Raw genomic sequence first — 26,871 nt, forward strand, 5'->3', positions numbered from 1 at the left:
ATTTTTTTGTATTTTTCAGTTGAGCAATGACTGACATTGGGCAGTTTTATTGCACATGGTTCTTTATTATTTTACTTGAGCACACATGTTTCAGTTTATCCAACAGCAACAAGATTTAGCTGTTCTCCTCAAGCAGATGGAACAGTGTTCTGTCTACGCCCTTGATACCGAGTTTATTAAGGTCGATACCTTATATCCTAAACTTGGTGTCTGCCAAATCAATTTGAATGGTCAAATTCTATTGCTTGATGGCACCGCATTGGATCTCAGCAATTTTTGGCCGAAAATTTTTGCTGCACAACAGAATATTTTTCATGCCTGTGGCGAAGATATAGATCTGATCTATCATTATGCTGACCAAAAACCATTAAATAATGTATTCGATACGCAAGTTGCGTTGGCATTTCTAGGCCATGGGCTTCAAGTTAGTTATCAAAATGCGCTTAAAACCTGTTTGAATATTGAGATTGAAAAAGATCAGACTCGTTCGGATTGGCTTGCTAGACCATTAACGCAAGAGCAGATGTGCTATGCGGCAAATGATGTAATCTATTTAAGCAAACTTGCAGATGCATTGAAAACAGATCTAAAAGCAAAAGGGCTGTATCAATACGTATTGGAAGATTGTCAGAATCTCACCAAAGAGATTGCGATGGAAACACCATTGGCAGAGTTGTACACTGATATTGGTAATTATCGCCATTCGCGCCGTGAGTTGATGCAATTGCAACAACTCAGCATTTGGCGAGAGCAGATTACCAAGGCGCTGAATCAGCCGCGTAGCTTTATTCTGAGAAACTCCACCATGATTGATTTGGTGGAAAAGAATCCTCGCAATAATTTTCAGTTGGCACGAATTAAAGATATTCGTCCGCACATTGTACGCGAACATGGCAAAATGATTCTTGATTTACTCAAGTTCTTACCGCCAGAGGATGAATGGCCATTGCGCATGGCTAAACCGATCAAGAGTAATTCTAAAGAAGTTGCACCCAAAATTGATGCGTTGATTGAAAGTGTAGTCTTAAAAACTGGGATACCAAAAGAAGTATTACTACGTAAGAAATGGATGAATGCGATCTATGAACATGTGGTATTTCATTTAGATGAGCAGTCCTTACCGAGTTATTTAATGGGCTGGCGCTATGACATTCTGACGCAACCATTGATTGCGTTGTTAAAAGAAGATATTGAATATTTAGCGATGCAAATGAAAATAGCACGTTAGAAAATCAAAGAGCTAATTTATTAGCTCTTTTTTTTGGCTTTGATGATGAGCATCATGGGGCGTCTTAATTCATTCTGCCAACTTAACCTTTCCACCATTTCTTTAGGTGGTGTTGGTTCAATCACTGCTGTAATTTCAAAACCTGCAGTTAATAAGGCTGTAATATGGGTTTCAAGCGTTCTGTGATATTTCACAACTTTTGCATCTAAAAAATGGGTTTCTCTTTTGCCTTGTTCGAAATAGTGGTCAACAGGCCAGTGCATCGGCTGTTGCTCTGCATCATAGTACCAATCTTGTTGTTCACAGGCTGTGAAAATAGGATGCTCAACCGAATAGTACAGTTCGCCTTGAGAAGTTAATAAGGATGCAGCCTTGGCAAACACAGGCTCAATATCTTCGATGTAATGCAAAGCAAGAGAACTGATTATGACGTCAAAGCTCGCTTTATCTGCTGTAAAGTCCTCAATTGCGGTATGTTGATAGTCCACGTTTTGGGCTGATGTTAAGAGACGTGCTTTTTCAAGCATTTTAATGGATAAATCAATTCCGATCACTGAACGAGCACCTTGTTCAGCAGCAAACTGACAATGCCAGCCATAGCCACAACCTAAGTCTAAAACCTTTTTGTTCTTTAACTGGGGTATATGTGTTTTAAATGCGGACCACTCACCAGCAGCATTTAGGCCATGCACTGAGCGAGGCATTTTTGAGTATTCAGTAAAGAAGTGTGGATCATCATATTTGTTTTGTTGCATAGCTGTGCCATTGAAAAATCATGGCTTGATTATGACACTCTGCGCGAATACTCGGAAATAGGTTGTATTGTGAATCTGGAAAAAAGACGACTCTAGCGTTAACAATCGTTAATGTATCCATTTTTATTTTCATGTATGCTGTCTTTGATTGTTAATAGATGTGAGTAAACATGCACTGCGATATTTATAGATCGAGTAAAAAAGATGAAATGTATATGTATATTGCTCGTCCAAATTATCCTGATGACAAGGAACAAGAAAACCCATTTGAAGGTGTTCCAGAAACAGTTCTACAAGCATTTGGCAAAGCCACTTTTGTCATGCATTTAGAACTTCATAATGAGCGTAAACTTGCACGTGCTAACGTTTTACATGTGTTAGATTCATTAAATACCAAAGGCTTTTTTATTCAGATGCCGCCAGAGGGATTAATCAATCCGAATGCGGTAGAACCAGAGGGTTTACGCGGTGCTTGAGACTCTAACAGCGATTTGGTCAAACATTCTTTCAGTACTGGATCAGTTCCCTGAAGAAAATGTTGCGATCATTGTTTATGTTACAGGGACGCTCATTGCATTGTGGTGTTGGTATCGTTTGATGTCACGCCTACCCAATCCAATTGGTGGCATCCTTTGGATTATTGCCTTTGCAGTTCTTGCGACTCCAACAATTTCAGAAGGCCCAAACTCGGCCTTAGCACCAGCAATTTTTGGTTTGCTTTTTGGTGTCCTCACCAAAGAACATGTCTTAGTCTGGTCTAACTTATCATTGATTTTATTTGTCATTGGTACGGGGTTACTGATCGGCTTCTGCTGGTCAAAATACACTGCAAATAAAACTGCACGTTCAGTTTAGATACAACGTTACATATAGAAAAATAAGGTTTTAAAATGTCTGCTGATACACAACACTTCACTGGTACAGATCAATATATTGCGACCGATAGCCTGAAACTTGCAGTGAAAGCTGCTCGTGCTTTACAAAAACCATTATTGGTGAAAGGTGAGCCCGGTACTGGTAAAACATTACTTGCAGAGCAAGTGGCTGAAAGTTTGGGTTTGAAGCTGATTACGTGGCATATCAAATCAACCACCAAAGCCCAGCAAGGTTTGTATGAATATGATGCTGTTTCACGTTTGCGTGATAGCCAGTTAGGTGATGATCGTGTCTATGACATTAAGAACTATATTAAACCCGGTAAATTGTGGGAAGCATTTACCAGTGAAGAGCGTTGTGTATTGTTGATTGATGAAATCGACAAGGCGGATATTGAATTTCCAAATGACTTATTGCATGAACTCGACAAAATGTCGTTTTATGTTTATGAGACTGGTGAGACCATTACTGCAACACAACGCCCGATCATGATCATTACCTCGAATAATGAGAAGGAACTGCCAGATGCGTTCTTGCGTCGTTGTTTCTTCCATTATATCGAATTCCCTGATGATGCAACCATGCGTGACATCATTGCGGTCCATTTCCCGAATATTTCAAATACCTTGGTGAGTGAAGCCTTACAGGTGTTCTTTAAATTACGTGAAATCCCGAATTTGAAGAAACCACCTTCAACATCAGAACTCATTGACTGGTTAAGCCTGCTGATGGCAGATGATATGCCAGAAGATGTGTTGCGTAATCATGATAAATCCAAAGCGATTCCACCATTGTATGGTGCCTTGATTAAGAATGAACAAGATGTGCAATTGCTTGAACGTTTAGCCTTTATGTCACGCCGCTAAGAGTGTTTAAAAATGTTTGTGCGACTGTTTTACACCTTACGCAAATATGGCGTACCTGTAACAACACGTGAGCTCATTGATCTTAATCAGGCGGTAGCTTCAGGTCTTGTGTTTGCAGATCAGGAACAGTTCTATCAATTGGCTAAAACGGTTTTAGTCAAAGATGAGCGCTTTTTTGATAAGTTCGATCGTGCCATGAAAGATTATTTTGATGGCATCGAAACTTTTGATTTAGATGAGTTGCTGAAACAAGTTCATAAGTTACCCAAAGACTGGTTTGATCTTGAGCTGTTAGAGAAGCATCTTACGCCTGAGCAACGTGCAGAATTGCAAAAAGCGGGTTCTCTCGAAGAATTGATGAAAATGCTGGAAGAGCGCTTACGTGAACAGCATAAAAAGCATCAGGGTGGCAATCGTATGATTGGCACTGGGGGAACTTCACCTTTTGGTGCGTTTGGTGATCATCCTGAAGGTGTGCGTATTGGTGGGCCAGGGCGTAAACGTTCGGCGGTTAAAGTTTGGGAACAACGTAAATACCAAAATCTGGATGATGATCAGGTTTTGGGAACCCGTCAAATGCAAATTGCCTTACGTCGTTTGCGTAAATTTGCACGTCAAGGTGCTGCTGAAGAGCTGGATGTCGATGGCACTATTCGTGAGACAGCAAAACAAGGCATTTTGGATGTACAGCTGGTTCCAGAGCGTCGTAACCGCATTAAAGTGTTAATGCTGTTTGATGTTGGTGGTTCGATGGATGCTTATATTGCTGAGTGTGAAAAGCTATTCAGTGCGGCCAAATCAGAGTTTAAAACCTTAGAATATTTCTATTTCCATAACTGTCTGTATGATCATGTGTGGAAGGATAACCATCGCCGTAGTTCAACCCGTATGAATACTTGGGATCTGTTCCATACCTATGGACGTGATTATCGGGTCATCGTGGTCGGTGATGCCAGTATGGCACCGTATGAATTAAAATCTGCGGGTGGCTCAGTTGAATATATGAATGAAGAGTCGGGTGAAGTGTGGCTTAGACGTTTACGTCAGCACTTTGACAAAACCGCTTGGTTGAACCCTGAAATGGAAGGTTACTGGCATTACACCCAAACCATTAACTGGATTAAAGAAATTTTTGAGAATCATATGTTTCCAATGACCTTGAAGGGGCTTGAGGACATGACACGCTATCTATCGCGTTAAAACTTTATATTAAGACTTTATAAGAACAGGAAAAAACATGGAACATCAAATTAATGGCGTTGCTTTGCCAAATGAAGCAGGTTTCTTTGGCAACTTTGGTGGTCAGTTCATTCCACCGCATTTAAAAGAAGCCATGGATGAAATTAACACGGCTTATGAAGAGATTCGTCATACCGCTGAGTTTCAGGATGAGTTAAACGACTTATTTAAAAACTATGTTGGCCGTCCAAGCCCATTGTTCCATGCCAAGCGTTTGTCTGATCAATTAGGCGGGGCGCAGATTTATCTAAAGCGTGAAGATCTGAACCATACCGGTGCGCATAAGATTAACCATTGTTTGGGTGAAGCGTTGCTTGCCAAATATATGGGCAAAAGAAAAGTCATTGCCGAGACAGGTGCGGGGCAACACGGCGTGGCTTTGGCAACGGCTTGTGCATTGGTTGGTATTCCATGTGAAATCCATATGGGTCAGGTTGATATCGAAAAAGAACATCCGAATGTTGTGAAGATGAAAATCTTGGGTGCGAAACTGGTTGCTGTGACTCAAGGGACTGCGACCTTAAAAGATGCAGTGGATAGCGCATTTGAAGAGTATTTAAAAGATCCTCAAAACTATATCTATGCCATTGGTTCGGTGGTTGGTCCACATCCATTCCCAAAAATGGTTCGTGATTTTCAATCGATTATTGGCAATGAAATCAAAACCCAGTCTAATGACCGTTTTGGTCAGAATCCAGATTATGTGGTTGCCTGTGTTGGTGGCGGTTCTAATGCGATTGGCGCATTCACCGCATTTTTAAATATGCCTGAAGTTCAATTAGTCGGTGTAGAACCTGCGGGTCATGGTCTGGATACCGACAAACACTCAGCCACTTTGACCTTGGGCAAGCCGGGGCAGATTCATGGTATGGCGTGCTATGTACTGGAAGATGATAACGGTGAGCCATTGCCAGTACATTCGATTGCATCAGGCTTGGATTATCCGGGTGTTGGGCCACAACATAGTTTCCTGAAAGAGCTTGGCCGTGTGCAATACGAAACAGCGACGGATCAGGAATGTTTGGACGCATTTATGACACTTTCACGTGTTGAAGGTATTGTTCCAGCCTTGGAAAGTTCGCATGCGGTGGCTTGGGCTTTACGTGAAGCGCCTAAGTTGGATAAGCACATTAACATTGTGGTCAATCTTTCTGGACGAGGCGATAAAGACTCGGATTATGTGGCAGAAAAGCTAGGCTTATAAGTTCTGACTGAATATCTCATTGTGAATAGACCGCTTCTTGTAGAGAGGCGGTTTTTTTATTGTTAAATCAACCTTAATCCCGTTAGAATAAAGCGTTTTGCAATTAGCACTTTTGGAGACGCCTAAGTGGAGCGACCGACAATCAGCCCTGAACATTTACAAGAAGCGGCTGAAAACCTAGTAACCATTCGAGATTTTGTTCGTTTTGGGGTAACCGCACTACGTCAATATGACGCGCACTTAGGTCAAGGTACTCAAGATTATTTTGCAGAGAGTTCTGCATTGGTACTACAAACACTATCACTTGAGTGGAAAGCGGACGCTGAAATTCTGGATGCCAAACTTTTACCAAGCGAAAAAGCAGAATTCCTCAGCTTGTTAGAACGTCGTATCAATGATCGTATTCCGACCTCATATTTATTGAACTTAGCCTATTTCTTCAATAAGCCATTCTATGTAGATGAGCGTGTTTTGATTCCGCGTTCACCGATTGCTGAGTTGATTGAACAACGTTTCGCACCATACTGCCTAGATGAAAATGGCCGTATGTTGGAAGCGTTAAACAACTTGCCTGAAAATAACAATCCGAAAACACCACAACGTATCTTGGATATGTGTACGGGTTCAGGTTGTATTGCGATTGCGTTAGCTTATGCTTTTCCAGAATCAGAAGTCGATGCGACTGATATTTCAAAAGAAGCACTGGAAGTGGCTTCAATCAACACTGAGCACCATGATAAACAGTATCAAGTGGCTTTACTTGAATCTGACTTGTTCTCAAAAATCCCTGCTGAAAACCAATATGACCTGATCGTCAGCAATCCACCGTATGTGGATGCAGAAGATATGGCGGATTTACCAGAAGAATTCTTACATGAGCCTGAGCTTGCACTGGCTGCGGGGCAAGATGGCTTAGATTTAGTCCGTAAAATGTTAGCCCAAGCTGCTGATTACTTAACGGAAGATGGCCTGATTGTGATTGAAGTGGGTAACTCTGAATGGGCAATGCGTCAGAACTTCAATACAGTTGACTTCCATTGGCTCACTTTCCAAAAAGGCGGTACTGGTATTTTTGCTTTAACTGCTGAACAATGCCGCCGTTATAAAGAAGTCTTTCAGCAATCAGTTCAAAACTAAGGGGTTAAAGCATGGCAGGGAATAGTATTGGGCAACTGTTTCGAGTAACAACCTGTGGCGAGTCACATGGTGCGGGCTTGATGGCGATTGTCGATGGCGTGCCGCCTGATCTTGAGCTTTGTGAAGCAGATTTGCAAAAAGATTTAGACCGCCGTAAACCGGGAACATCGAAGTTTGCAACGCAACGTAAAGAACCAGATCAAGTTGAGATTATCTCGGGTGTTTTCGAAGGTAAAACCACAGGAACATCGATTGGTTTATTGATCCGTAACACGGATCAGAAATCAAAAGACTACGGCAATATTGCTCAAACTTTCCGTCCAGGCCATGCAGATTACACGTATACGCAAAAGTACGGCTTCCGTGACTATCGTGGTGGCGGTCGTTCCAGCGCCCGTGAAACGGCGATGCGTGTCGCGGCAGGCGCAATTGCCAAGAAATATCTTGCTGAAAAATTTGGTATTGATATTCGTGGACATGTCACACAAATCGGTAATGAAGTCGCTGAAAAACTGGATTGGGCAGAAGTGCCAAATAATCCATTCTTCTGCGGTGACGTTGATGCGGTTCCGCGTTTTGAACAGTTGGTCACTGCTTTACGTGAGCAAGGGACCAGTTGTGGCGCAAAACTTGAAATCGTTGCTGAAAAAGTACCTGTGGGTTGGGGCGAGCCTGTATTTGATCGTTTAGATGCAGATATTGCCCATGCCATGATGAGCATCAATGCGGTTAAAGGTGTAGAAATTGGTGATGGTTTTGCGGTTGCTGGGCAGTTTGGTCACGAGACTCGTGATGAGCTGACAACAGACGGATTCCTTGCTAATCATGCAGGCGGTATCTTAGGTGGAATCTCAAGCGGTCAGAGCATTCGTGTTGCGATTGCATTGAAACCGACTGCAAGTATTACCACACCAGGTAAAACCATTACGATTGAACGTGAAAATACTGATGTATTGACCAAAGGTCGTCATGATCCGTGTGTCGGTGTACGTGCAACACCAATTGCTGAAGCAATGCTTGCGATCGTGTTAATGGATCATTTTTTAAGACATCGTGCACAAAATGCAGATGTTGTTGCTCCATTTAAACCAATCGAACCATAATAAAAATATTAAGCCGCACATATAATTTATTATATCTGCGGCTTGTGTCACGTTTTAAAATACTTATATTAAATTAGTTTAATATTCATTTAATAATCATTAATGAATTATAATGCTTCAGAAATCATATTATCTGATGTTGCAATGTGATATTGATTTCGACCATTACTTTTTGCGATATATAATGCATGATCCGCTTGTGCAACAAACTCAGAAAGACTGTCACCTACACAGGGAACCATTGTTGCAACACCTACGCTAATGGTCACATGTTTTGAAACATTGCTACGTGGGTGCAAAATTCCAATATTACGTACTAACTCCATCAGTCTTTGTACCTGAGTAATGGCTTGATCACGGTCAGTCATTGAGAAGAGTAGTAGAAACTCTTCTCCACCATAACGTGCAGCCAGATCACCACTACGCGAGGCGATAGAGCCCAACATAATCGCAATACGTCTCAGGCATTGATCGCCTTGAATATGTCCTAAAGTATCGTTGTAGAGCTTAAAGAAGTCGATATCAATCATCATGATGGTAATCGGCATTTCATGGCGTGTTGCTCTTTTCCACTCATTTTCCAATACTTCATCTAGGTAGCGTCGGTTGGCAAGACCAGTTAAAGCATCTTGCTGGGATAAAATAGACAACTGTTGTGCTTGTCGCATCAATTCTAAACGGTTAAGTTCAATCATACAGTTCTGCAAATAATTCTCACGGTGCTGGCGATCAGTTGCATAAGCAAGTGCCATACCCAGAAAACTACTGAAGGTGTAAGTACGGTTGAGGAAGGTCCAATCAATTGCCCCGCTAAACCATGTACTCGCTGCAATACCAATCAATCCGCCGACCCAACCAGCAATGATGGCTGTGTAGAAACGCATTCCTACAAAGGCATAGATGATGACAACTGCATACATCATCGCAGCATGGAACAGGACATTATTTTGACCTTGCTCCAATACGTTAATGATGGTGAAAGAGATTGCAACGGCACCTGTTGAGCCGATACAAACATAGTAATCGAACCACTTATTCATGCTTGGCAGGAACGAAAGTAACCATGCCAATGTAATGATGATACCCACCCAACCGTAGGTTGCCATCCAAGTAATACGTAGGTCTGTGGGTAAAACCTGATAAATACCGAAGCTTAGAAATAGATATAAACCTAAAATAATAGGGGCGCGATAGCGGAACTCATGCGCAGCCTCATTTCTGTACTGATCTCGATAGATCACTTCTAATTCTTTAGGAAACCAAACTAAATTTAGCCCGCGAGAAATTAACAAGTCGATTTGTTCTTGTCCCAAAATATTGGAAGCTTTCAACTTCATCTTATCTCTCACCACTCCCAAATGTTGTTATAAATGTCAAAATAGGGATTATTTTTTTACTACGTTACACTGATTTAAATAGAATGTGTATTAGATTATAAAAAAATATTAATTTTTATATAAGGGTCATTGCCTAATATAATGATTCAAGTTTAAATTAGATTCAAGAAATAAAAACTGTTACAAACTAAATCACAAACGATTGTATCTTTACGGTATTAGGATACAATTTATAAAAAAGCAGCAATCATCGAAGATGATTGGATTAAGTCATACGAAATAGGATGCATCGCAATGACTGCTATGAATCAATATGGAACAAAATTAGAAATTACACCCCATTCGGGTTGGGCGCAACGATTCTGGGATGAATTATTACCCTCAAAAGAACGAGTGAGTAAACATCCGTTATTCTTAGATATGGCCAATGGCTGTTTAAGCCTTGAATGCTTTCGTTCAGCCTTACTGAATTTTTATCCACTGGTCGCACATTTTCCTTCCTATATGGCGGGATCGCTAGCGAAAGCGACTGCTTTTTCACTGGAAGGGGTAACGGAAACTCGAGACTGGCTGATTCAAAACATCAAAGTTGAGGAGCGGCATTTGAACTGGTATCAGGACTGGGCGGGGGGCTTTGGTCTAACAGTTGAAATGTTGAATAACGTGAAGCCACCTGTTGCAATGAATGCGGTGAATCACTTCTTGTGGGATGTTAATTTTCGTGGAAGTCTAGCAGAGAGTATTGCAGCGACTAATCTTGCGATAGAGTGGGCGACAGGTGATTGGACCATTCAGGTCTATAAAGGGATTCAAACCTATACTCAACATCCTGAAGTAAACATCAACAAGCGTTCTCTAGCATGGTTAAGAGCACATGCACATTATGATGATCTACATCCCTATGAAGCGATGGAGCTGATTAAGCGCTTATGTGATAAAGACCCTGTGCAGCAAAGAAAAGCTTTCTTAGCGGCAAAGGAAGGGCTTGAATATTATGAACTCGCCTTAGATGAGTGCTATAAGCTACAGCATAAAAATTAAGGATTCGGGTATTCAGCCTGAATTAGATCTGATTTATATATGTGATAAAAGTCTCCTTGGTTTTCGGAACTAAGGAGGCTTAATTGCTTATGCTGTTTAAATCTTAAACCATCGCAGGGTCACTCACAGAGTCTTCACCTGTTTCTACACGCCCAGCAAAACGGCGATAAAACTTAGCATCTTGAGTACAGGTCACGGCAAAATCATACCATTGCCAAGCATCTTTCAATTCCCAATGCTGAGTGGCACTTTGTCCTGCTTTTACAGTTAGTTTCAGTGGAGCATCCGTCTGATAAACCACAGGGCTGATCACCAACTCAATATCTTTAGTGCCCGTATTGTTTAGATCGACATACACATTGCCGTTGGCTATATCATAGCAAACACGAATCTCAGGATTGATTTGCAGATCTTGATTTCGGTTCAGATCACCCTTGAAATGTCGATGAAAGCCATTCGGTCCCATCACCCAAAGATCGTATAAGCCTTGATTGTCTTTCTGTACATTCCAGACATCATCTAGGCCTTTTCCTGCCTCTACAATGTAACGGCGTGGAACTCGACTTAAATTTAATTTGTCGTAGACATGAAACACCGCACCTTGAGTCCCTGTATTTGAAAACAGCAGTTTGACTGTTCCGTCATTTAGGCAGCGTGCACTGGTATGTAGTTCATACGGGAGTGCTTTAGAACGACGGATACCGCTGGCTTGGATTGGCATCTGCAAATTGCTTGGAATTGGAACATTGGGTAACTTTTGTTGTGAGCTACGTAATTGATCCGCTTGCTCACGGGTTTGTTTACCATTTAGTGTTGGCAGTACATCTTCATTCGGTGTTTTAAAGTTAAATGCAGAGGTCAGATCTCCACATACAGTACGGCGATAAGGACTGATATTACTTTCTTTAACGCCAAAACGCTTTTCGAGGAACATCAATACCGAGGTATGATCAAATACTTGAGAGTTGACAATCCCCCCACGACTCCAAGGTGAAATCACAAATAAGGGAACGCGGGGACCAGGACCATAAACACCATTATCCTTATTCGGTTGGCTGGTACTACCTAGCGGTGCATCATGCACATAGTATTCATGACGCATATCCGCTGGGCTGAGGGTTGATTTACCTGCATATGTATTATCTGGTTGCAATGTTGGTGCTGATGGGGAAGGAACATGGTCAAAATAACCATCATTTTCATCAAAATTAATCAGAAAAACAGTTTTACTCCAAACTTCAGGCACGGCTGTTAATGCATCTAAGATTTCTTGAATAAACCATGAGCCTTGTACGGGACTTGATGGTCCAGGATGTTCACAGTAAATGGAAGGTGCATTGATCCATGATACCTGTGGCAATTTGCCAGTTTTGATATCATTTTTAAATGCATCTAGGAATTCTTCAGGTTTATTACCGGGTAAGGTATTGGCAATGCCTTTATAAAGTGGATTCTTGGCATTGTCCGTGGTGGCATCATAGGCTTTATAAGGTAACTTTTGCGCAGCCTTGTTATAAGGACTATTGGGTGCTCCACCACTTGAGACTGGATAACCCGAATCGATATTAGCTTTTCTAAAGCTGCGGAAGGCACCTAACATGTTATCGCCCCATTCATCGGGCATATTTTGATAACAAATCCAATTGATTCCTGCTTCTTCTAGGCGTTCAGCATAGGTTTTCCATGTATAACCAACATCCACCGTTTTAGGATCGCCATCAATCCAGTCCCATTCATTATTCACAAATGCGGTACTGGTCGGCACTGCACCATTGGTTCCTGTTAGATGGAATGAACGATTGGCATCTGTACCAGTATGCATAGCGCAGTGATAAGCATCACAAATGGTAAATGCATTGGCCAATGCAAATTGATAAGGGATTTCCTGTTCCTTGAAATAGCCCATGGCATAGTCAGTTTTATAGGTTGGCCAGTTTGACATACGGCCATTGTCCCATGCTTTTTGGCTATCTACCCAAGTGTGATTGGTACCAGGTGCGCGTTGAGCATTATTGCTTGAGCCATCTAAATGGAAGGGTGTTAATAATGCGCCATTACTGCGTTGTTGCTGCCAAACGGTACGTCCATTTTGCAAAGGAATGGTGAAACGATCGGCAAAACCACGAACGCCTTTTAAGGTCCCAAAATAATGGTCAAATGAGCGGTTTTCCTGCATGAGGATCACGACATGCTCTACATCTTGAATAGTACCTGTTTTATTATTGGCAGGAATGGCTAAAGCTTTTTGAATGCTGGCTGGAAAGGTGGTCAAAGCGGCAGCGCCAAAACCTGTTTTAAGTGTATTTGCTAAAAATTGACGACGATTAATCACGATATTTTCCCTATCTAGTTGTTCTTATGCTTATGGTGCACAGCGCATGACTGGTTTTTTGCTGTCATCAGGTTTCGCTGCGACCTGATCGTTGTTTGAGTCATTACACGCGGTGAGTGCGAATAGAAAGGGGAAAACATAAACACATGCCAACCATCGTTTGGTTTTTTTCAACATTTGCTTCATCCATAACAAAGATGTCAACACACTAGACAGACCGTGTGACAGCTCAGTGTCATCTTTATGACGATTCATTGACGTTTCATATGAAAATGGGCCGTAATGCAGGCAAGAAAACGTTTGCATAGCCGTGTTTTGTTGAGGCCTGAAACGCTTAGAGGAAATGCTGTAATTGTCGAAGGATAAGCGAGACTGGTTTTAAGGATGAAGAAGAAGCGGCGTGGCTGTCTTTTGAGTATTGTAAAAATTAGTTTTAAAAATTCAATTAATCATCAGATGTATAGAGATTACGGTGCAAAACAGAGGTGATCATTTTCTTATTTTTTGTTAACATATTATTAATGATTCTCATTATCCTTTGAAAATGTCTGATCCAATCAATACGCTCTATCGTCAACATCATTCTTGGTTGTATCAATGGTTGAAACGACGTCTCAATCAAAGTGAAGATGCTGCAGATTTAGCTCACGATACATTTATTCGTATTTTGAAACGTAAAGATCAATTGTATTTTGATCAGCCGCGTGCGTTGTTAACCACAGTTGCCAAAGGTATATTAATTAATTGGTACCAGCGCAAGTCGATAGAAAAAGCTTATTTGGAAGCACTAAGTAGTCGACCTGAGTATGATGAGATTAGTCCTGAACAAAAAATATCTGCAATTGAATCATTATGCTTGATCAACCAACTGTTAAATCAAATGCCTGAACGTCAACAGCAGGTGTTTATCTGGTCACAACTTGAAGGGCTTACCCAGCAAGAGATTGCGAATCGTTTGAATATTTGTACACGAACGGTTATGCGAGATTTGGTTGCAGTACTGACTCAATGTTTAGCGATCATGGATTGAGATTGACATGTCTCAAACACAAATCTTAAAAGAGGCCGCTGAATGGATTGTGCTGATTCAGGCATCAGCATTAACCGAGGCTCAACAGGTCAAATTTGAAGCGTGGAAAAATCAAAGCGAAGCACATCAAACCGCATGGCTTAAAGCTGAGTATTTACTGAGCAGTTTTGAGTATTTTCCTGAAAATGGCCATGAAATCATAAAAAAAGGCAATCAAGCTGCACAGTTTCAGTGGAGCAAACATCTTGTCGTGGCCTGTATTGCGTGTCTGGGCAGTATCATTGCATGGAATTCTGATTATAAATATTTGTGGTTTTCAGATTACAGTACGGCCATTGGTCAACAGAAGAATGTGACACTTGAGGATGGAACAGAACTTCAATTAAATACAGATACAGCACTTGATGTTCGCTATACACCACATCAACGGACGCTAAAATTACACTATGGCGAAATACAGATTCATACTGCGAAAGAGACTCAAAACCATCGTCCCTTTTTTGTCGAGACTGAAAATGCGCATTTACAAGCACTGGGAACAATTTTTAATGTGCAGTACCTCAAAAATAAACAACTGCAAACCTGTTTAGCTGTGATTGAAAGTGCGGTCAAGGTTACTTTGAATCAATCTAAAAAAATGACAGTTGTGCGGGCAGGTGAGCAGTTATGTTTTGATAGAACAGACTTTAAAGCATTGGGGCAGCTTGATCCGAATGTATTGGTTTGGAAAAATCAGATGATTATGGCATTTGAAATGCCTATAGAGCAGTTATTGCAAGAGATTGGGCGTTATCAGCATCAATATGTTGATCTCGACCCTCAATTGAAATCATTAAAGGTCTCTGGTTCTTATCCTGTCAATAACTTGACGCAGTTGCAGTCCGCTTTGGAATTAAGCTATCCGATTCGTATGCAACGACATTTTGGCGATCATGTCATTACAATTCAGGCTAAAAATGAAAAAGCAGAAAAATAATTGAAAATTGCTGTCAGCTTTTTGGCTTTGGACGGGTAATACAGTTAAACCTAAATAACTGGAGAAATCTTATGGCAACTTCATTCGTCCTCAATCAGCTTGCATCACGGTTAAAAATTGAAACCGCCAGCCAGCATCAACAGATGCATCTTTTGATGGAGAAAGCTCAAGTATTTGCTGATACAGAGCGTTATGCAAAATTTACCTTGGCTCAATATTATTTTCAGCAAAATGTAGAATATTTATTCCGGCACCCTGAGGTTTCAGCGCTTATTTCAGATTTGGATATCAGAGGGCGATCTCAAGCAGCCTTATTGGATCTTTATGACCTACAGCTCAAACCTGAAGCTCAAGAATTACTTACTGAAAAGGTTGGCTTTCCTGAAGCTTTAGGCTGGATTTATGTCTCGGAAGGTTCAACTTTAGGTGCAGCATTTTTATTTAAACAAGCACAACAGCTTTTAGGACTAACTGCTGAGTTTGGGGCACGTAATTTGGCTGCATATCCAGAAGGTCGAGCAAGGGTATGGAAGCACTTCATTACTGAATTGGATACTGCTCAATTGAGTGAGAGTGAACAAGATCAAGTTATTTTAGGAGCCAAACAGGCATTTGATTACTTTGGCAGCTTGCTGAAAAATATTGATTAAGCAGCAACCCTATGCCAAAAAATGCTTCTATAAGGTATAAGGCGAAAAGTACAGATTGCAGTGATGTAGATACTTTACACGCACCGCAAAAAGAAAAACTCCATGCATCGATCATCATGCGTGGAGTGTATATCGCTCTAACCATTATTTGTCTAATTTTGGCAGTGCTGGGTATCGTATTACCTGGCGTGCCTACTTTTGATTTCTTATTCCTCGCTACCTTTTTTGCTGCTAAAGGTTCTGCAAAATTGCATTGCTGGATTCATCAAAATCGTTACATCCATCTGCTGCTTACCCAATATACGGGTGGATTTAAATCCATTTCCCGTTTACGTAAATATATGATGACATTAACGATTGTTTTAATTTTGATCAGCTTGATACTTTCATCTTTGCATTTGCACATCAAGTTAACTTTCATGTTTATTTTATTTGTTTTCGTACTGTGGATATGGAGCCGAGCAGAAAAAATTGAAATTTAATGTCATATTTTTGGAAATCACTGGGTAATGATTATTGAAAATGAAAATCATTACTCAGTGTGGATCTTCCAATGAAATTTAAAAAGCAAACATTAGCAATACTCATACACTGTTTTTGTATCAGTGGGGCTTATGCAGAAATACATACCTCTATTCAGGTATTAGACAAGCCAGCTGTAGAGAGAACCTATCAAATTGCAGAGAACCCATTGGGCTACGTGCTGTCAAGTTTTGCAGCGCAGTCTGGTATCGTCTTAAGTTATGATTCTGAGCAGTTAAAAGGTCTGAAAAGTAAGGGAATATCAGGAAAGTATTCAGTTCAGCAAGGTTTTGACTATCTCTTGGCGGATCAACCTTATCAAGTCATCAAACAAGGGCAAACCTATCTCTTAGTTCCCAAAAACAGTTCCATGCTCAGCCATGCGGAAACACTGACTTCTCATGCAAATACGCATTCACACTTAGAGCAGGATGCTAAAGCTATTGTGGTCATGCCAGAAATAAAAGTGAATGCCGAACAACAAAACCAAAAGGTAAATACCACTCATCTTGATCGAGAACAGATTAGCCGATTTAGAGGAACGGGTAATGGGGATGTGTTTTCCGATATTGCAGGTGTACAGGTCAACAGCTTACGTAATGAGGCAGGTGCAATAGATATTGGAATCCGTGGCATGCAGGGTGAAGGGCGTGTTCCAGTGATCATTGACGGTAGTTTACAGTCCAGTCATACCTTCCGAGGTTATCAGGGCGAGAGTGACCGTACTTATATCGATATGGATTTGATCAGCCAAATCGAGGTTGAAAAAGGTGCATCTCGGGCTAAGTTTAGCGTAGGTGGAATTGGAGGGATTGTAAAAATGCGAACCCTAAGTGCCAATGATATTTTATTGCCAAATCAAAATGCCGGTGTCATGCTCAAAGGAAGCTTTTATAACAATAACAGAACACCACAAACCTCAGACAATGAAAAGGAGCAAATGTCTTATTTGCTGCACAATAAAATTTCATCTAACAATTTTCAAAATGGTGCTGGCACATTGGCACTGGCTTATCGGAACGATATGTTTGACTTAGTCGCTGCTTATAGTAAGCGAGAAGTTGGTAATTACTATGCTGGAAAACATGGCATTGAGTATTACGAAAAGCGGGATATTGTCGATGTTGGTCCAGGTCAAGAGGTGGTGAATACCAGTTATCAAAGTGATTCAGGCATTATTAAAGCTGGAATGAATATCACTGATGAACATCGTGTCGAAGTAAATTTACGTCGTCATGTCCAAAAAGCGGGTGAAGTCATGGCTTTTTATTGGAATCGATCTAAAGTGATTGACCCTAACTCACCACCATATGGATATATCGATGACGAGTATGTTGAGCCTAAATATATAGAAGGTGCTTATACCATGCCGCAGTGGTCTTTAGGTTCAGCAGCCGTTAATGCATTCAGTACCAGTTATACTTATAAGCCGAAACATAACTCTTTGGTAGATCTCGAATTAGGTGTTTGGCATACCAACGCTAAATATCGCCAGCACAATGGCATGATTGGGATGAAGAATTCCAGTTATGGAGATCAATACTGGGGGAGTTTCCAAGATTATCGTAGTGGTCTGAATCTAGAAAATACCAGTAAATTTGATCAGGTCACATTGAATTATGGCTTAACCTACGATGAACAGCGTATGAAGCCGCGCCATCTAGTTGATCATGAAATTGCACGGGATGGATTACGCAAAGAGTCCTCAGTTTTCCTCAATGGCGACTATGTTTTTAATGACTTTAGTTTAAGTTTAGGGAGTAAATGGCATAAAGCCAAAGTGGAAGACTATGGTGATCAGTATCGACCAATGACACCTGTGGCGCATTCAGATTTAAATAACAAGGGTTATGCTGTACGTGACTTTGGAGGAAATATCGATTGGATGTCCCAACTCAACTATAAGTTATGGGACGGTATTGATCTTTATGGAAAACTCTCCAATACACATCGTAGCCCAAGTCTGTTTGAATCAACTGTTTCAGGTCAAACCTTTAGTTATGATCCAGACCTGCCGGTTAAACCTGAAAATTCACGTCTTATTGAGTTAGGATTTATCGGTGAGCGTGACAACGTGTTTGCTCAAGATGACCATTTGAAATTTAACCTGAATTATTTCCGTAATCAGACGAAAGATTTTCTGACACAGGGCGTGCAAAGAAAGGATATTCCGAACCCAATTACACCTGACTTTATTCTTCCCTATACAAGCTCTTATACATTCGTCAATTACAATCAAGTTGTAATGAAGGGCTTGGAGTTTGATCTTTCCTATAATCATCCGAGTTTCTTTGCCAGTTTGAATGGAACCTTGTATCAAGCACCTAAAGTCTGTCCTGCAAATAAATCAGAGTGTAATGAAGTGGGTGATTCTTGGAGTCTGATTTCTACCCGTCTGCCACCGCGAAAGATTTTTAATATTACGGTAGGCAAAAACCTATTTGAAAATAAACTTGTGGTCGGTGCTCGTGCTAAGTACCACTCGGAAAAGACAAACCCTAAAGGTTGGTTGGCCGGTACAGGTGTAAGTGGACGAGCTGTGACTGAAATTTCTTCTGAAACTTTAATTGATCTGTTTGCAAGCTATAAGTGGAGTCCAAATGTTGCCTTGTCATTTAATGTCGATAACTTAACAAATCGCTATAACTTTGATCCTGGTACGGTAATTGGTATGCCGATCCCAGGACGTACCATCAAAGCAGGCATTGAAATGAAGTTCTAACAGATAAAACGATAAGGTTCTTAGTCTAGAGCCTTATCGTTTTTTATTACAGTGGATTCATTCTATCGTCAAAATTTTCCAGTAACGGGAATGCTAAGGCTTGTAAATCATCTATGTTTTGCAAGTAATGTTCGAAATCAATCACAATCTTTTGTCTATCTTGTTGGCTGATATAAGGCACATGATAAGCAATAAATGGAGGCAGTACCTCAAAGCCGACATAGGCAAGTGTGCCACGTTGCAACGATGATAAATAATGCTCTATCGGCCCATGTACAGAACCTTCACCAAACATATGTTCACGGCCACCGAGTGTTAAACATAACATGGCTTTTTTTCCTGTCATACCACCATGGTTATAAAAACGTTTGCCGCCGTAAAAGAGACCAGAGACAAATACACGGTCAATCCAACCCTTTAAAATGGCTGGTACAGAGGTCCAATACAAAGGAAAGCTAAAAATAACCAGATCAGCACGTTGAACTTTTTCAATTTCCGCTTGAATATCTGCTGAAAATTGCTGCTGTTTAAATGCATGACGCTGTTCCAAAGCATAATTAAAATAATCCGGTTGGTTCAGGCTGCCAAAATCATCTTTAGAAGCAACAGGGTTAAAGTTCATTTCATAGAGATCGGAAACCTCGACAGTATGACCTTGCTGTTCAAAGGTTTGCTGTGCTGTATTCTTAAGCGCAGAGGTAAATGACTGCTGTTCAGGATGTGCATGAACGATCAAAATATGCATGATTTCACCAGTTTAAAATCTGAGTTTTTTGATAGAGCTACTATGCTTAAACCGAGAAAGATGTCATAGTTCATTAACCGCCAATATTTACCATTTTACGCCAAATTTTCACTGTTTCATGGAGACTGCATGAATCCAGAATTACCCGGTACTTATGTCAATCTATTAGTAGATGTCATACAAAAATGGAATGTATCTTCAGAACAACTTTTGTCTGGAACAGGGATTTCTGCACATACTTTAAATGCGCCGTTTTGGTATGTAGATTTCGATATCTTCAATCATTTATTGGATAAAGCAGCTTTACTGACGCATGAACCTGCGATTAGTCTTTATCTTGCAGAGGAAATGCGAGTCTCTTGCTATGGTCATGTCGGCATTGCTGCAACTGCTTCTGAAACATTAGGTGATGCAATCAAGATTCTAGAGCAATTTATTGGCTTACATTGTTCTGTGTTTAAACCTAAATTAAAGATAGAAGGTGACTTGGCTTATTTGTATTTCAACCAACCTTCGCAAAAATTCAAGTTAAATCGACATGGAATGATGTTTTTGATCTTGGGTTTTTCACAAATTTTGGAAAATTTAGCCCAAAATAAACTTGGAATCCTCTTTAAGTTCCAACAAGACAAACCAGATTTTTATAAGAACACTCAAAAATTCAATCATTCAAATATCAGTTTTGAGTGTGAAAAAGATTGTTTAAGCTTCCATAAGGCATTGCTATCACTTCCACTAAAAACTGCAGATGCATTATTAGCTCGGCTCAGCAAACAACAATGTGAGCAAGATGCTGATAAGCTTGCGCTGAAAAGGGATCAAAAAAATCGCTTGGATTCACAGGTCAAAGCCTTGCTATATGATGAAGATGTTGGCTTCTTATCGCTGAAACAGGTTGCTGAAAAACTCCATCTCTCGGAGCGTACCCTACAGCGACAGTTAAGCAATAAACAAACGTCTTTCCAGAGTCTTGTGGCCGAAGTACGCAGGAATCAGGCGGAGCAGTTATTAAAACAGCCCAAGCTTTCGATTGAGCAAATTGCAGAGCGTTTAGGCTATGCCGATATTTCCCATTTTTCACGGGCATTTAAAAAGTGGACCAATGTAACGCCTAAGTTTTTCCGTGAAGTCAGCATTGGTCGACTTTCTTCATAGAGATTAGCTCCACCAATATCGAAGGATATGGAAAAAAATTGGCGCAGAGAAACAGATCGAGTCGATACGATCTAACATACCGCCGTGACCTTGAATAAGCTGTCCCCAATCTTTCACGCCACGATCGCGTTTGATCGCAGACATGACCAGTCCACCAAAGAAACCAAAAATACAAACAATCAAGCCAATCAGAGCCGCTTGCCAGTAATTAAATGGGGTTAGGGATGACATTAATACACCGAGTGCGGTTGCGAGAACAATACCGCCAATCAGTCCTTCTACGGTTTTTGATGGGGAAAGCGTAGGGGCTACTTTATGCTTTCCAAAAAGTTTGCCGCATACATATTGCAGCACATCCGAGGCTTGCACCACCATAATTAGCCAAATCGCCAACCAAATTTTTTCCCCTTTAAATTGGGGTAAATCCAGATTTAACAGGGCTGGGACATGTGAGATACAGAACACACTCACCATAAGCCCCCATTGGATTTTGGCACTGCGTTCCAAGAAGTGTGTGGTATCTTCCAGCTTTAAACTGGCGATGGGGATGAGCAAGAACACATACAGCGGAATGAAAATCGAAAACAACCCATACCAATTGGTATAGACCAAATAGTATTGATAGGGAATAACAAAGTAGAACGCAATCAGCAATGGCAGATAGTCGCCACGCCGTGTTGGTAGTAAACTAATAAATTCACGTAATGCAAAAAATGAAATAAGGCCAAACAAGACAATAAAAGCAGTTTTTCCCAATAGAATGGCGGCTGCCAAGACTATTAGCATGATCCACCACGCATTGATACGCGCATTCAGGTTATCAATAACAGGAGAAGGGGTTGCACCTGCCTTTTGTTTGAGGATAAAGCCAATACTTGAGGCAATAATCAAAATGACTGCAAAGATGCCAAACAATAGATAAGTTTGTTGTAGGTTGTCTAAACTCATTGGTTCTCGGCCTCTTTTAATTTCAATAATTGCTGCTGAGCATGCTGCAAGAATTGATCTTTGCCCGTGAGTTGATCAAGTGCTAAGGGTTCACCAAAGATGACCGTCGAGAGTAGAGGCAAGGGGATAAATGCGCCTTTAGGCATGACTCGTTTTAAATTAGAAATCCAAACTGGCACAACTTCAACGTCAGGGAATTGTTGGCTGAGATGATAAAGACCACTTTTAAATTGCAGCATTTCGACATCATCATTTAAATTACGTGTCCCTTCAGGGAAGAAAATAATGGAATAGCCTTCTGCCAAGACATCTTTTACTGGCTGTAATGGATCTTGCTGATCACTACGGTTACGTTGAATGGTAACACCTGAAAAAGTATCTTGAATCAAAAAGCGTCTAAGTCCATCTTTAAGCCAATAATCTGATGCTGCAATTGGTCGTGTTTTGCGACGGATGTGAGTGGGTAAAGAAGACCATAATAAAATGAAATCAATATGGCTATTATGGTTGGCATAATAGATCCGTTGCTTAAGTTCAGGTTCACAGCCGACCCATAAACTTCGTGCGCCAGTTAACAAGCGTGCACCACGACGGGTAAGAAATGCGATAAAACGAGCAACGGATTGCGTAATTATATTCTTTTTCATTCAACCTTCATCTATGCGCTAATTTATAAAAAAGTACAATAAATACAGAATACTGTATTAAGACAATGACGATCTGTATTTTTAACAGTCTTAAACAGCCTTTGAAGCGTATCGACCAATCACGACCCGTTTTACTAGATGGAATCAACTTTAAATTTAACAATGATTGATCCAATTGCTGAGTAAGACTTTCTACGTCCTCAGGTTGGTCAACCATATGCTGTAACAGGCCACGATCAAATTCAATCCGAATAAATAGATAATGGTGAATCGCCAGTAGCCCAGTAACAAGTAAAAGAGGAATCAATATTTGCATTTTCGAAAATAAAGATAAGGTAATGATTGATAAAACAAAGGCTAAATATCCTGACTTTAAAATACTCTGACTTTGCTTGAGCAATTGGCTCACTACGACAAAATTCATTCTCATAGCTGCTTCTCCTGAGTGAGCAGCTGTTGGAAATGTTTAATTTCAGCAATATGTGTCTCACTCAAAACGATCCAAGGTCGTGACTTTTGAATCAAGCCAACAGCTTCCTCTGAGGTATTCACATAGCCGTGTTGTAATAGCCATGCAATCAATACACTACAACTGCGTGAATAGCCAAGCGCACAAAAAATCAATACTTGTTGTGGTTCATTTGCCTGTATTAAAGGTTGAATAAAGTGATCAAACTTTTTTGTTGCTTCTAATAATTGTGCGCTTTGGATCGGAATTAAATCAAGCGTACTATATTTTTCATAATGATGAACGTTGTTTGCCGGCAGTTCAGCGCAACAATCAAATACACCATGATATTGCTTACTATGCTCAGTTGTTGGGATACGGCCGAGATAGAGATCAACGCCGTTGAGTTGCAAAATCAATGAGTCTTCAGGATGTTGATAGGTCCAAACACGACTATTTATCCATGCGACTAGAGAATAAGGTGCAAACAATAACCATGCAGCGACAGTCAATTGACCGTTCTCTTGCTTTTGGAAAAAATGTGGTCTAACCAAAAAGTATGCTAAAGCGACTAAGAAAAGACTGATCGCTGGATATAACATCCATAGCCACGTACCTTTGAATAAAAATGCGGGGGTTATACAAACTAAGGCTCCAATCAAATAAAAACACCCTAATTTTAAATGTTTGCTCGTCAATTGTTGTAAGCCATTTTTTTGATAAGGTGCTTTAACCGTGAGTGGAAATAGCCATAAACAGAATGCACCAACCAATAGCCCCAAAGGAATATCAATAAAGTGATGTTGCCATGTGGTTAAGACAGAGAGTCCTATCAGAAAAGACCACAGATTTACCAGCCAACGGTAGTTTGCTTTGATATGCCGACGGTAAAAATCCCAGAGAATGACTAATAAAACAATGTGTAATGAAGGTGCTTGATTAAAGGGTTTATCAAAACCCATCAATACATCAAACCATAATCCAAAGAAACCATGTAATTCAGCACGTTCAAAACTGAATTTTAACGGAAAGATTAAAAAACAACTGATCGAAATAATCTGGGCTGCAAATAGCCTAAGCGAATGTTGTTTTAATTCAAATCTATTCCAACATAACAATAACGACAAACCATAAAAAAGGTCAATCGACCAATACGGCACAATGGTCCATGCCCAAAGCGGGATATGATGTTCCCAAGCAAACACTATACTTGGAACATTGCTGAGGCTGGATGCATATTGATTTGCAAAACCATAGGTTAAAAAGAAAAAGGGCGCTAAAAGGACTAGGCAGAGTAGTCCCCATTTCCAAGTACCTGGTTGACGATCTAGAATATTATTTTGCATACAAAGTCTTTATTTAAATTTTTTGAGCAACCGAAACTGTAAAAATTCCAAATTCATCAATACATTGGTCCACTTTTTTAAAGCCTGCTTGTTCAACAAGTGCATCCATTTCGGCTTGCGAGCGTAACCGCATCACCCAAGCATCACCTTGACGATGTGAGGTAAGCGCACGTGCAATAAACTCTTGTTGTGGATGCCAAATTTGTCCCGTGTAAATCAGGAAGCCACCTTGTAGCATCGCTTGATGAATACCAGAGAGTGATTGTCTTAATAAATCGTTATCGCTAAATAGTTCATAAAGCCCGGAAACAATGACTAAATTTGGTTTTGGTTTAACTTTGGCTAGTGATGCTGTATCAAAGGCATCACCTAATTCAAACTGAGCAATGTTTTCAAGATTTCTTTGCTGAATTAATGCAGAACCAGAATCAACATTTAATTGACTATAATCTCTTAAGAGCACTGATTTTGGTGGTGTTGCAAGTTCACTTACAGCATCTAGAATATAACGGCCATGACCCGCTGCAATATCAAGGATGCGAACATCTTTTCGTTGCTTGGTCAGTGCTTTCGCATATTTTGCCAATAACTGCTCAATATGTTGTTTACGCACACGAATTCCACGCCAACCAATCGCATTTAAATATTGCTGATCGATAATATTTCCAAGAATATTTTTACTTTCACCCTGATTTCGATAAACAAAATCTAAAGTGCTGCCTGAGTCATAACCCGTATCTTCACCAATTTTTAAGCCATGTGAGAATTTACTACCGAGCTTTAAATTACGTTTGGTTAAATTCCAGAATAGATTTTTGATGGAAGAAGCGGGAAGTGGGCTACTCAGTTGTTCAGCCGTCGCACAACTTGTACCAATTTTATCGGCATTGAGTACATCTGGTGCCTGATAATCTTCAGCAAAGCTTTGTAAGATAAAACGACGGATTTTTTCGATTGCAATATAGCGGTCTTTTTCACCTAAAGTATCGTGATAAAAACCATCTAGTACATGGAACTCTTTTCGTGGATGAGGAAGCTTTGCATAAAACTGCTGTTGTGGTTTTCGAAATACCACAAAGTCCGACCCAGAACTTAAAACTTGAGTAGGAACAAAGATATTTTGTGCATCATTGACGATACGTTCAGATGCTGCATATAAGCCCAAAAGCATTCGTACAGAAATGGCTTTGGCAATTTGAGGATCTGTATCATAAGTTTTCGCGCGTTCAGCATCATGTGTCAGCATATTGGCTTTTACATAACTGGTAATAAAGAAATTACCTTTGAGTTTGCTTAAAACAGTTAAACCTGCTTTTGCAAATGGGACATAAAGTTTGATATCAAACGCGGGTGAAGCTAAGCATAAGGCTCTGATTTTTGGTGCATAATCATGTACCCATGTGGCTGCTAAAACTGCGCCAACGCTTTGACCAATGACGGCGATATTGGTTGATACGATGTTATATGTCGATTCAATATGTTGTACAAAATATTGAATATCTTTCACACATGCAGAGAAACTTGGTGCATCGCCACGTAAACCTGGTGATTGGCCATGCCCACGAGCATCCCATGCAAAGAAATCAAATTCTGGTAGATTGAGTTCATTGACCAAATGTGCCATACGTCCAGAGTGTTCATGACCACGATGAAATAAGATAATTGCTTTTTTTGTCTCTTTTTCTGTAGCTGCTGGCCAATGTTGATAGGCTAATTGGGTATCATCATGACTGGTAAATACATGTTTTTGTGAGCTTTTCATCTAATTTTCCTTAAAGTTGAATACTATTTTTAATACGGTTATAAATTGTCAAAACCAATAGCGTTGCAATAAGAACAAGCAGCCCATTGCAGAAGTAAATTATTGAATTTGTGTAATTATTTTCTATTAAATAAGGGCTGAAACTGACACATAAAGCAATTAAACTAAACCAAAATGCACGATCACTTTTACCCATAGGACCATCATAACGGCGTTCCTGACCAATTAATGGCGCCATAACACCAGCATATTCACTCAGAATCGCTAGAAAGACAACTAAACCCAACAGGAATGGGTTGATGAAAGCTAAACCTAAAAAACATAGATAAAGCGCTGAATCGGAGATGACATCACAGATTTCATTTAAATATGCGCCAAGTTTTGATTGTTGATTAAATTCACGCGCGAGCATGCCATCAATTGCATTAAAACCCATGCGAACCAACATCCATATAGGAAAGAATAAAAATAGGATTAAAGGTTGTTGGTAAAGATGCAGACTGTAAAGTGCAATTGCTAAAGCGACAGAGATTAACATTGCTAAAAGCGTAACTTGATTCGCTGTAATCTTTTTAGAGTAAAGCCATTGTACAAATGGGCGAAGTAAATTCTGAAATGCTGGTTTTAACTGATAAATCGAAGGCATTTTTATTGATATATGCATATTTATATAGTGAATAGCATTGTGTGTAACTTTCTAATGTATGTCAACAGACATTGGGATAGCTGGAAAATGGTAATTACATTAGTTGCTAAGCATCATATTATTGATAATTAAATTATTTCGCATAATCTCTAGATT

Annotated in this window: 26 protein-coding genes; 15 read left to right on the plus strand and 11 right to left on the minus strand. The window is 40.2% G+C overall.

Features of this window, described 5'->3' with window-relative positions; genetic code table 11:
* Nucleotides 1-85 precede the first annotated feature (85 nt).
* Entirely contained in the window at nt 86-1,228 is a 1,143-nt protein-coding gene (locus B2727_RS10290) for a ribonuclease D (protein ID WP_005203529.1), read from the plus strand.
* A 20-nt stretch (nt 1,229-1,248) separates the two neighbouring features.
* On the opposite strand, the gene B2727_RS10295 is transcribed toward B2727_RS10290, so the two are convergent.
* Nucleotides 1,249-1,983, minus strand: coding sequence for a class I SAM-dependent methyltransferase (locus tag B2727_RS10295; protein ID WP_033134491.1), 735 nt, complete (start codon nt 1,981-1,983; stop codon nt 1,249-1,251).
* Between the two features lie 170 nt (nt 1,984-2,153).
* Here B2727_RS10295 and B2727_RS10300 point away from each other — a divergent pair, with 170 nt between their 5' ends.
* The 7 genes from B2727_RS10300 (at nt 2,154) to aroC (ending at nt 8,408) form a co-directional block, all read left to right on the plus strand.
* Nucleotides 2,154-2,459: a YcgL domain-containing protein gene (locus B2727_RS10300; RefSeq protein WP_004653415.1), complete on the plus strand. Its 306-nt coding sequence runs from the start codon at nt 2,154-2,156 to the stop codon at nt 2,457-2,459.
* Nucleotides 2,452-2,838 (plus strand): hypothetical protein, encoded by a 387-nt coding sequence (locus tag B2727_RS10305; RefSeq protein ID WP_005203531.1) that lies wholly within the window; start codon nt 2,452-2,454, stop codon nt 2,836-2,838. Before B2727_RS10300 ends, B2727_RS10305 begins: the two co-directional genes overlap by 8 nt.
* A gap of 35 nt (nt 2,839-2,873) precedes the next feature.
* Nucleotides 2,874-3,725, plus strand: a complete 852-nt coding sequence (locus B2727_RS10310; protein WP_033134492.1) for an AAA family ATPase — start codon at nt 2,874-2,876, stop codon at nt 3,723-3,725.
* Between the two features lie 12 nt (nt 3,726-3,737).
* Complete coding sequence (locus tag B2727_RS10315) at nt 3,738-4,925, plus strand: vWA domain-containing protein (RefSeq protein ID WP_004653418.1); 1,188 nt, start codon at nt 3,738-3,740, stop codon at nt 4,923-4,925.
* Between the two features lie 37 nt (nt 4,926-4,962).
* On the plus strand, nt 4,963-6,168 hold the full coding sequence (trpB, locus tag B2727_RS10320; RefSeq protein ID WP_033134493.1) for a tryptophan synthase subunit beta: 1,206 nt from the start codon (nt 4,963-4,965) through the stop codon (nt 6,166-6,168).
* A 126-nt stretch (nt 6,169-6,294) separates the two neighbouring features.
* On the plus strand, nt 6,295-7,305 hold the full coding sequence (gene prmB / locus B2727_RS10325; RefSeq protein ID WP_033134494.1) for a 50S ribosomal protein L3 N(5)-glutamine methyltransferase: 1,011 nt from the start codon (nt 6,295-6,297) through the stop codon (nt 7,303-7,305).
* Nucleotides 7,306-7,316: 11 nt separating this feature from the next.
* Complete coding sequence (gene aroC / locus B2727_RS10330; protein WP_033134495.1) at nt 7,317-8,408, plus strand: chorismate synthase; 1,092 nt, start codon at nt 7,317-7,319, stop codon at nt 8,406-8,408.
* A gap of 107 nt (nt 8,409-8,515) precedes the next feature.
* On the opposite strand, the gene B2727_RS10335 is transcribed toward aroC, so the two are convergent.
* On the minus strand, nt 8,516-9,745 hold the full coding sequence (locus B2727_RS10335; protein ID WP_005315547.1) for a GGDEF domain-containing protein: 1,230 nt from the start codon (nt 9,743-9,745) through the stop codon (nt 8,516-8,518).
* 294 nt (nt 9,746-10,039) lie between these two features.
* Between B2727_RS10335 and B2727_RS10340 the strand changes: the two genes are divergently transcribed.
* Nucleotides 10,040-10,786, plus strand: coding sequence for a TenA family transcriptional regulator (locus tag B2727_RS10340; protein ID WP_033134496.1), 747 nt, complete (start codon nt 10,040-10,042; stop codon nt 10,784-10,786).
* Between the two features lie 103 nt (nt 10,787-10,889).
* On the opposite strand, the gene B2727_RS10345 is transcribed toward B2727_RS10340, so the two are convergent.
* Complete coding sequence (locus B2727_RS10345; protein ID WP_033134497.1) at nt 10,890-13,118, minus strand: phosphocholine-specific phospholipase C; 2,229 nt, start codon at nt 13,116-13,118, stop codon at nt 10,890-10,892.
* A 30-nt stretch (nt 13,119-13,148) separates the two neighbouring features.
* Nucleotides 13,149-13,373, minus strand: a complete 225-nt coding sequence (locus tag B2727_RS10350; RefSeq protein WP_033134498.1) for a hypothetical protein — start codon at nt 13,371-13,373, stop codon at nt 13,149-13,151.
* Nucleotides 13,374-13,662: 289 nt separating this feature from the next.
* Here B2727_RS10350 and B2727_RS10355 point away from each other — a divergent pair, with 289 nt between their 5' ends.
* The 5 genes from B2727_RS10355 (at nt 13,663) to B2727_RS10375 (ending at nt 19,018) form a co-directional block, all read left to right on the plus strand.
* Complete coding sequence (locus tag B2727_RS10355) at nt 13,663-14,148, plus strand: sigma-70 family RNA polymerase sigma factor (RefSeq protein ID WP_033134499.1); 486 nt, start codon at nt 13,663-13,665, stop codon at nt 14,146-14,148.
* Nucleotides 14,149-14,155: 7 nt separating this feature from the next.
* On the plus strand, nt 14,156-15,124 hold the full coding sequence (locus tag B2727_RS10360; RefSeq protein ID WP_033134500.1) for a FecR domain-containing protein: 969 nt from the start codon (nt 14,156-14,158) through the stop codon (nt 15,122-15,124).
* A gap of 71 nt (nt 15,125-15,195) precedes the next feature.
* Nucleotides 15,196-15,774 (plus strand): biliverdin-producing heme oxygenase, encoded by a 579-nt coding sequence (locus B2727_RS10365; RefSeq protein ID WP_033134501.1) that lies wholly within the window; start codon nt 15,196-15,198, stop codon nt 15,772-15,774.
* An 11-nt stretch (nt 15,775-15,785) separates the two neighbouring features.
* Entirely contained in the window at nt 15,786-16,256 is a 471-nt protein-coding gene (locus B2727_RS10370; protein ID WP_033134502.1) for a YbaN family protein, read from the plus strand.
* 71 nt (nt 16,257-16,327) lie between these two features.
* The gene (locus tag B2727_RS10375) at nt 16,328-19,018 is read left to right on the plus strand and encodes a TonB-dependent receptor (protein WP_033134503.1); all 2,691 of its coding nucleotides are present in this window, start codon (nt 16,328-16,330) and stop codon (nt 19,016-19,018) included.
* Nucleotides 19,019-19,064: 46 nt separating this feature from the next.
* Here B2727_RS10375 and B2727_RS10380 read toward each other — a convergent pair whose 3' ends face one another.
* A complete protein-coding gene (locus B2727_RS10380; protein ID WP_033134504.1) occupies nt 19,065-19,763 on the minus strand; it encodes an NAD(P)H-dependent oxidoreductase in 699 nt (232 codons plus the stop codon).
* A 129-nt stretch (nt 19,764-19,892) separates the two neighbouring features.
* On the opposite strand from B2727_RS10380, the gene B2727_RS10385 reads away from it, so the two are divergent.
* Nucleotides 19,893-20,918 (plus strand): AraC family transcriptional regulator, encoded by a 1,026-nt coding sequence (locus B2727_RS10385; RefSeq protein ID WP_033134505.1) that lies wholly within the window; start codon nt 19,893-19,895, stop codon nt 20,916-20,918.
* Nucleotides 20,919-20,921: 3 nt separating this feature from the next.
* Here the strand turns inward: B2727_RS10385 and B2727_RS10390 are convergent, their stop codons facing one another.
* From B2727_RS10390 to B2727_RS10415, 6 genes are read right to left on the minus strand one after another with little or no spacing between them, the layout of a single operon-like run.
* A complete protein-coding gene (locus B2727_RS10390) occupies nt 20,922-21,866 on the minus strand; it encodes a phosphatidate cytidylyltransferase (RefSeq protein WP_033134506.1) in 945 nt (314 codons plus the stop codon).
* On the minus strand, nt 21,863-22,513 hold the full coding sequence (locus tag B2727_RS10395) for a lysophospholipid acyltransferase family protein (RefSeq protein WP_004807180.1): 651 nt from the start codon (nt 22,511-22,513) through the stop codon (nt 21,863-21,865). Before B2727_RS10395 ends, B2727_RS10390 begins: the two co-directional genes overlap by 4 nt.
* 7 nt (nt 22,514-22,520) lie before the next feature.
* Nucleotides 22,521-22,943 carry a hypothetical protein gene (locus B2727_RS10400; RefSeq protein ID WP_033134507.1) on the minus strand — a complete coding sequence of 141 codons (423 nt, stop codon included), beginning with the start codon at nt 22,941-22,943 and terminating at the stop codon, nt 22,521-22,523.
* Nucleotides 22,940-24,307 carry a phosphatase PAP2/dual specificity phosphatase family protein gene (locus B2727_RS10405; RefSeq protein WP_033134508.1) on the minus strand — a complete coding sequence of 456 codons (1,368 nt, stop codon included), beginning with the start codon at nt 24,305-24,307 and terminating at the stop codon, nt 22,940-22,942. The genes B2727_RS10400 and B2727_RS10405 overlap by 4 nt, the downstream gene beginning before the upstream one ends.
* A gap of 13 nt (nt 24,308-24,320) precedes the next feature.
* Nucleotides 24,321-26,069: a bifunctional alpha/beta hydrolase/class I SAM-dependent methyltransferase gene (locus B2727_RS10410; RefSeq protein ID WP_033134509.1), complete on the minus strand. Its 1,749-nt coding sequence runs from the start codon at nt 26,067-26,069 to the stop codon at nt 24,321-24,323.
* Nucleotides 26,070-26,079: 10 nt separating this feature from the next.
* Nucleotides 26,080-26,715 (minus strand): CDP-alcohol phosphatidyltransferase family protein, encoded by a 636-nt coding sequence (locus tag B2727_RS10415; RefSeq protein ID WP_033134510.1) that lies wholly within the window; start codon nt 26,713-26,715, stop codon nt 26,080-26,082.
* Between the last annotated feature and the right edge of the window lie 156 nt (nt 26,716-26,871).

This window comes from Acinetobacter sp. UBA991, assembly GCF_002292065.1.
Classification (GTDB): domain Bacteria; phylum Pseudomonadota; class Gammaproteobacteria; order Pseudomonadales; family Moraxellaceae; genus Acinetobacter; species Acinetobacter higginsii.

Coding starts and splice junctions, on each gene's coding strand:
- B2727_RS10355 (WP_033134499.1), top strand. CDS start 13,663: ATGTCTGATCCAATCAATACGCTCTATCGTCAACATCATTCTTGGTTG.
- trpB (WP_033134493.1), top strand. CDS start 4,963: ATGGAACATCAAATTAATGGCGTTGCTTTGCCAAATGAAGCAGGTTTC.
- B2727_RS10405 (WP_033134508.1), bottom strand. CDS start 24,307: ATGCAAAATAATATTCTAGATCGTCAACCAGGTACTTGGAAATGGGGA.
- B2727_RS10395 (WP_004807180.1), bottom strand. CDS start 22,513: ATGAAAAAGAATATAATTACGCAATCCGTTGCTCGTTTTATCGCATTT.
- B2727_RS10385 (WP_033134505.1), top strand. CDS start 19,893: ATGAATCCAGAATTACCCGGTACTTATGTCAATCTATTAGTAGATGTC.
- B2727_RS10300 (WP_004653415.1), top strand. CDS start 2,154: ATGCACTGCGATATTTATAGATCGAGTAAAAAAGATGAAATGTATATG.
- B2727_RS10365 (WP_033134501.1), top strand. CDS start 15,196: ATGGCAACTTCATTCGTCCTCAATCAGCTTGCATCACGGTTAAAAATT.
- B2727_RS10410 (WP_033134509.1), bottom strand. CDS start 26,069: ATGAAAAGCTCACAAAAACATGTATTTACCAGTCATGATGATACCCAA.
- B2727_RS10400 (WP_033134507.1), bottom strand. CDS start 22,943: ATGAGAATGAATTTTGTCGTAGTGAGCCAATTGCTCAAGCAAAGTCAG.
- B2727_RS10415 (WP_033134510.1), bottom strand. CDS start 26,715: ATGCCTTCGATTTATCAGTTAAAACCAGCATTTCAGAATTTACTTCGC.
- B2727_RS10375 (WP_033134503.1), top strand. CDS start 16,328: ATGAAATTTAAAAAGCAAACATTAGCAATACTCATACACTGTTTTTGT.
- B2727_RS10360 (WP_033134500.1), top strand. CDS start 14,156: ATGTCTCAAACACAAATCTTAAAAGAGGCCGCTGAATGGATTGTGCTG.
- B2727_RS10290 (WP_005203529.1), top strand. CDS start 86: ATGTTTCAGTTTATCCAACAGCAACAAGATTTAGCTGTTCTCCTCAAG.
- B2727_RS10380 (WP_033134504.1), bottom strand. CDS start 19,763: ATGCATATTTTGATCGTTCATGCACATCCTGAACAGCAGTCATTTACC.
- B2727_RS10370 (WP_033134502.1), top strand. CDS start 15,786: ATGCCAAAAAATGCTTCTATAAGGTATAAGGCGAAAAGTACAGATTGC.
- B2727_RS10310 (WP_033134492.1), top strand. CDS start 2,874: ATGTCTGCTGATACACAACACTTCACTGGTACAGATCAATATATTGCG.
- B2727_RS10340 (WP_033134496.1), top strand. CDS start 10,040: ATGACTGCTATGAATCAATATGGAACAAAATTAGAAATTACACCCCAT.
- B2727_RS10350 (WP_033134498.1), bottom strand. CDS start 13,373: ATGAATCGTCATAAAGATGACACTGAGCTGTCACACGGTCTGTCTAGT.
- B2727_RS10295 (WP_033134491.1), bottom strand. CDS start 1,983: ATGCAACAAAACAAATATGATGATCCACACTTCTTTACTGAATACTCA.
- B2727_RS10315 (WP_004653418.1), top strand. CDS start 3,738: ATGTTTGTGCGACTGTTTTACACCTTACGCAAATATGGCGTACCTGTA.
- B2727_RS10335 (WP_005315547.1), bottom strand. CDS start 9,745: ATGAAGTTGAAAGCTTCCAATATTTTGGGACAAGAACAAATCGACTTG.
- B2727_RS10390 (WP_033134506.1), bottom strand. CDS start 21,866: ATGAGTTTAGACAACCTACAACAAACTTATCTATTGTTTGGCATCTTT.
- aroC (WP_033134495.1), top strand. CDS start 7,317: ATGGCAGGGAATAGTATTGGGCAACTGTTTCGAGTAACAACCTGTGGC.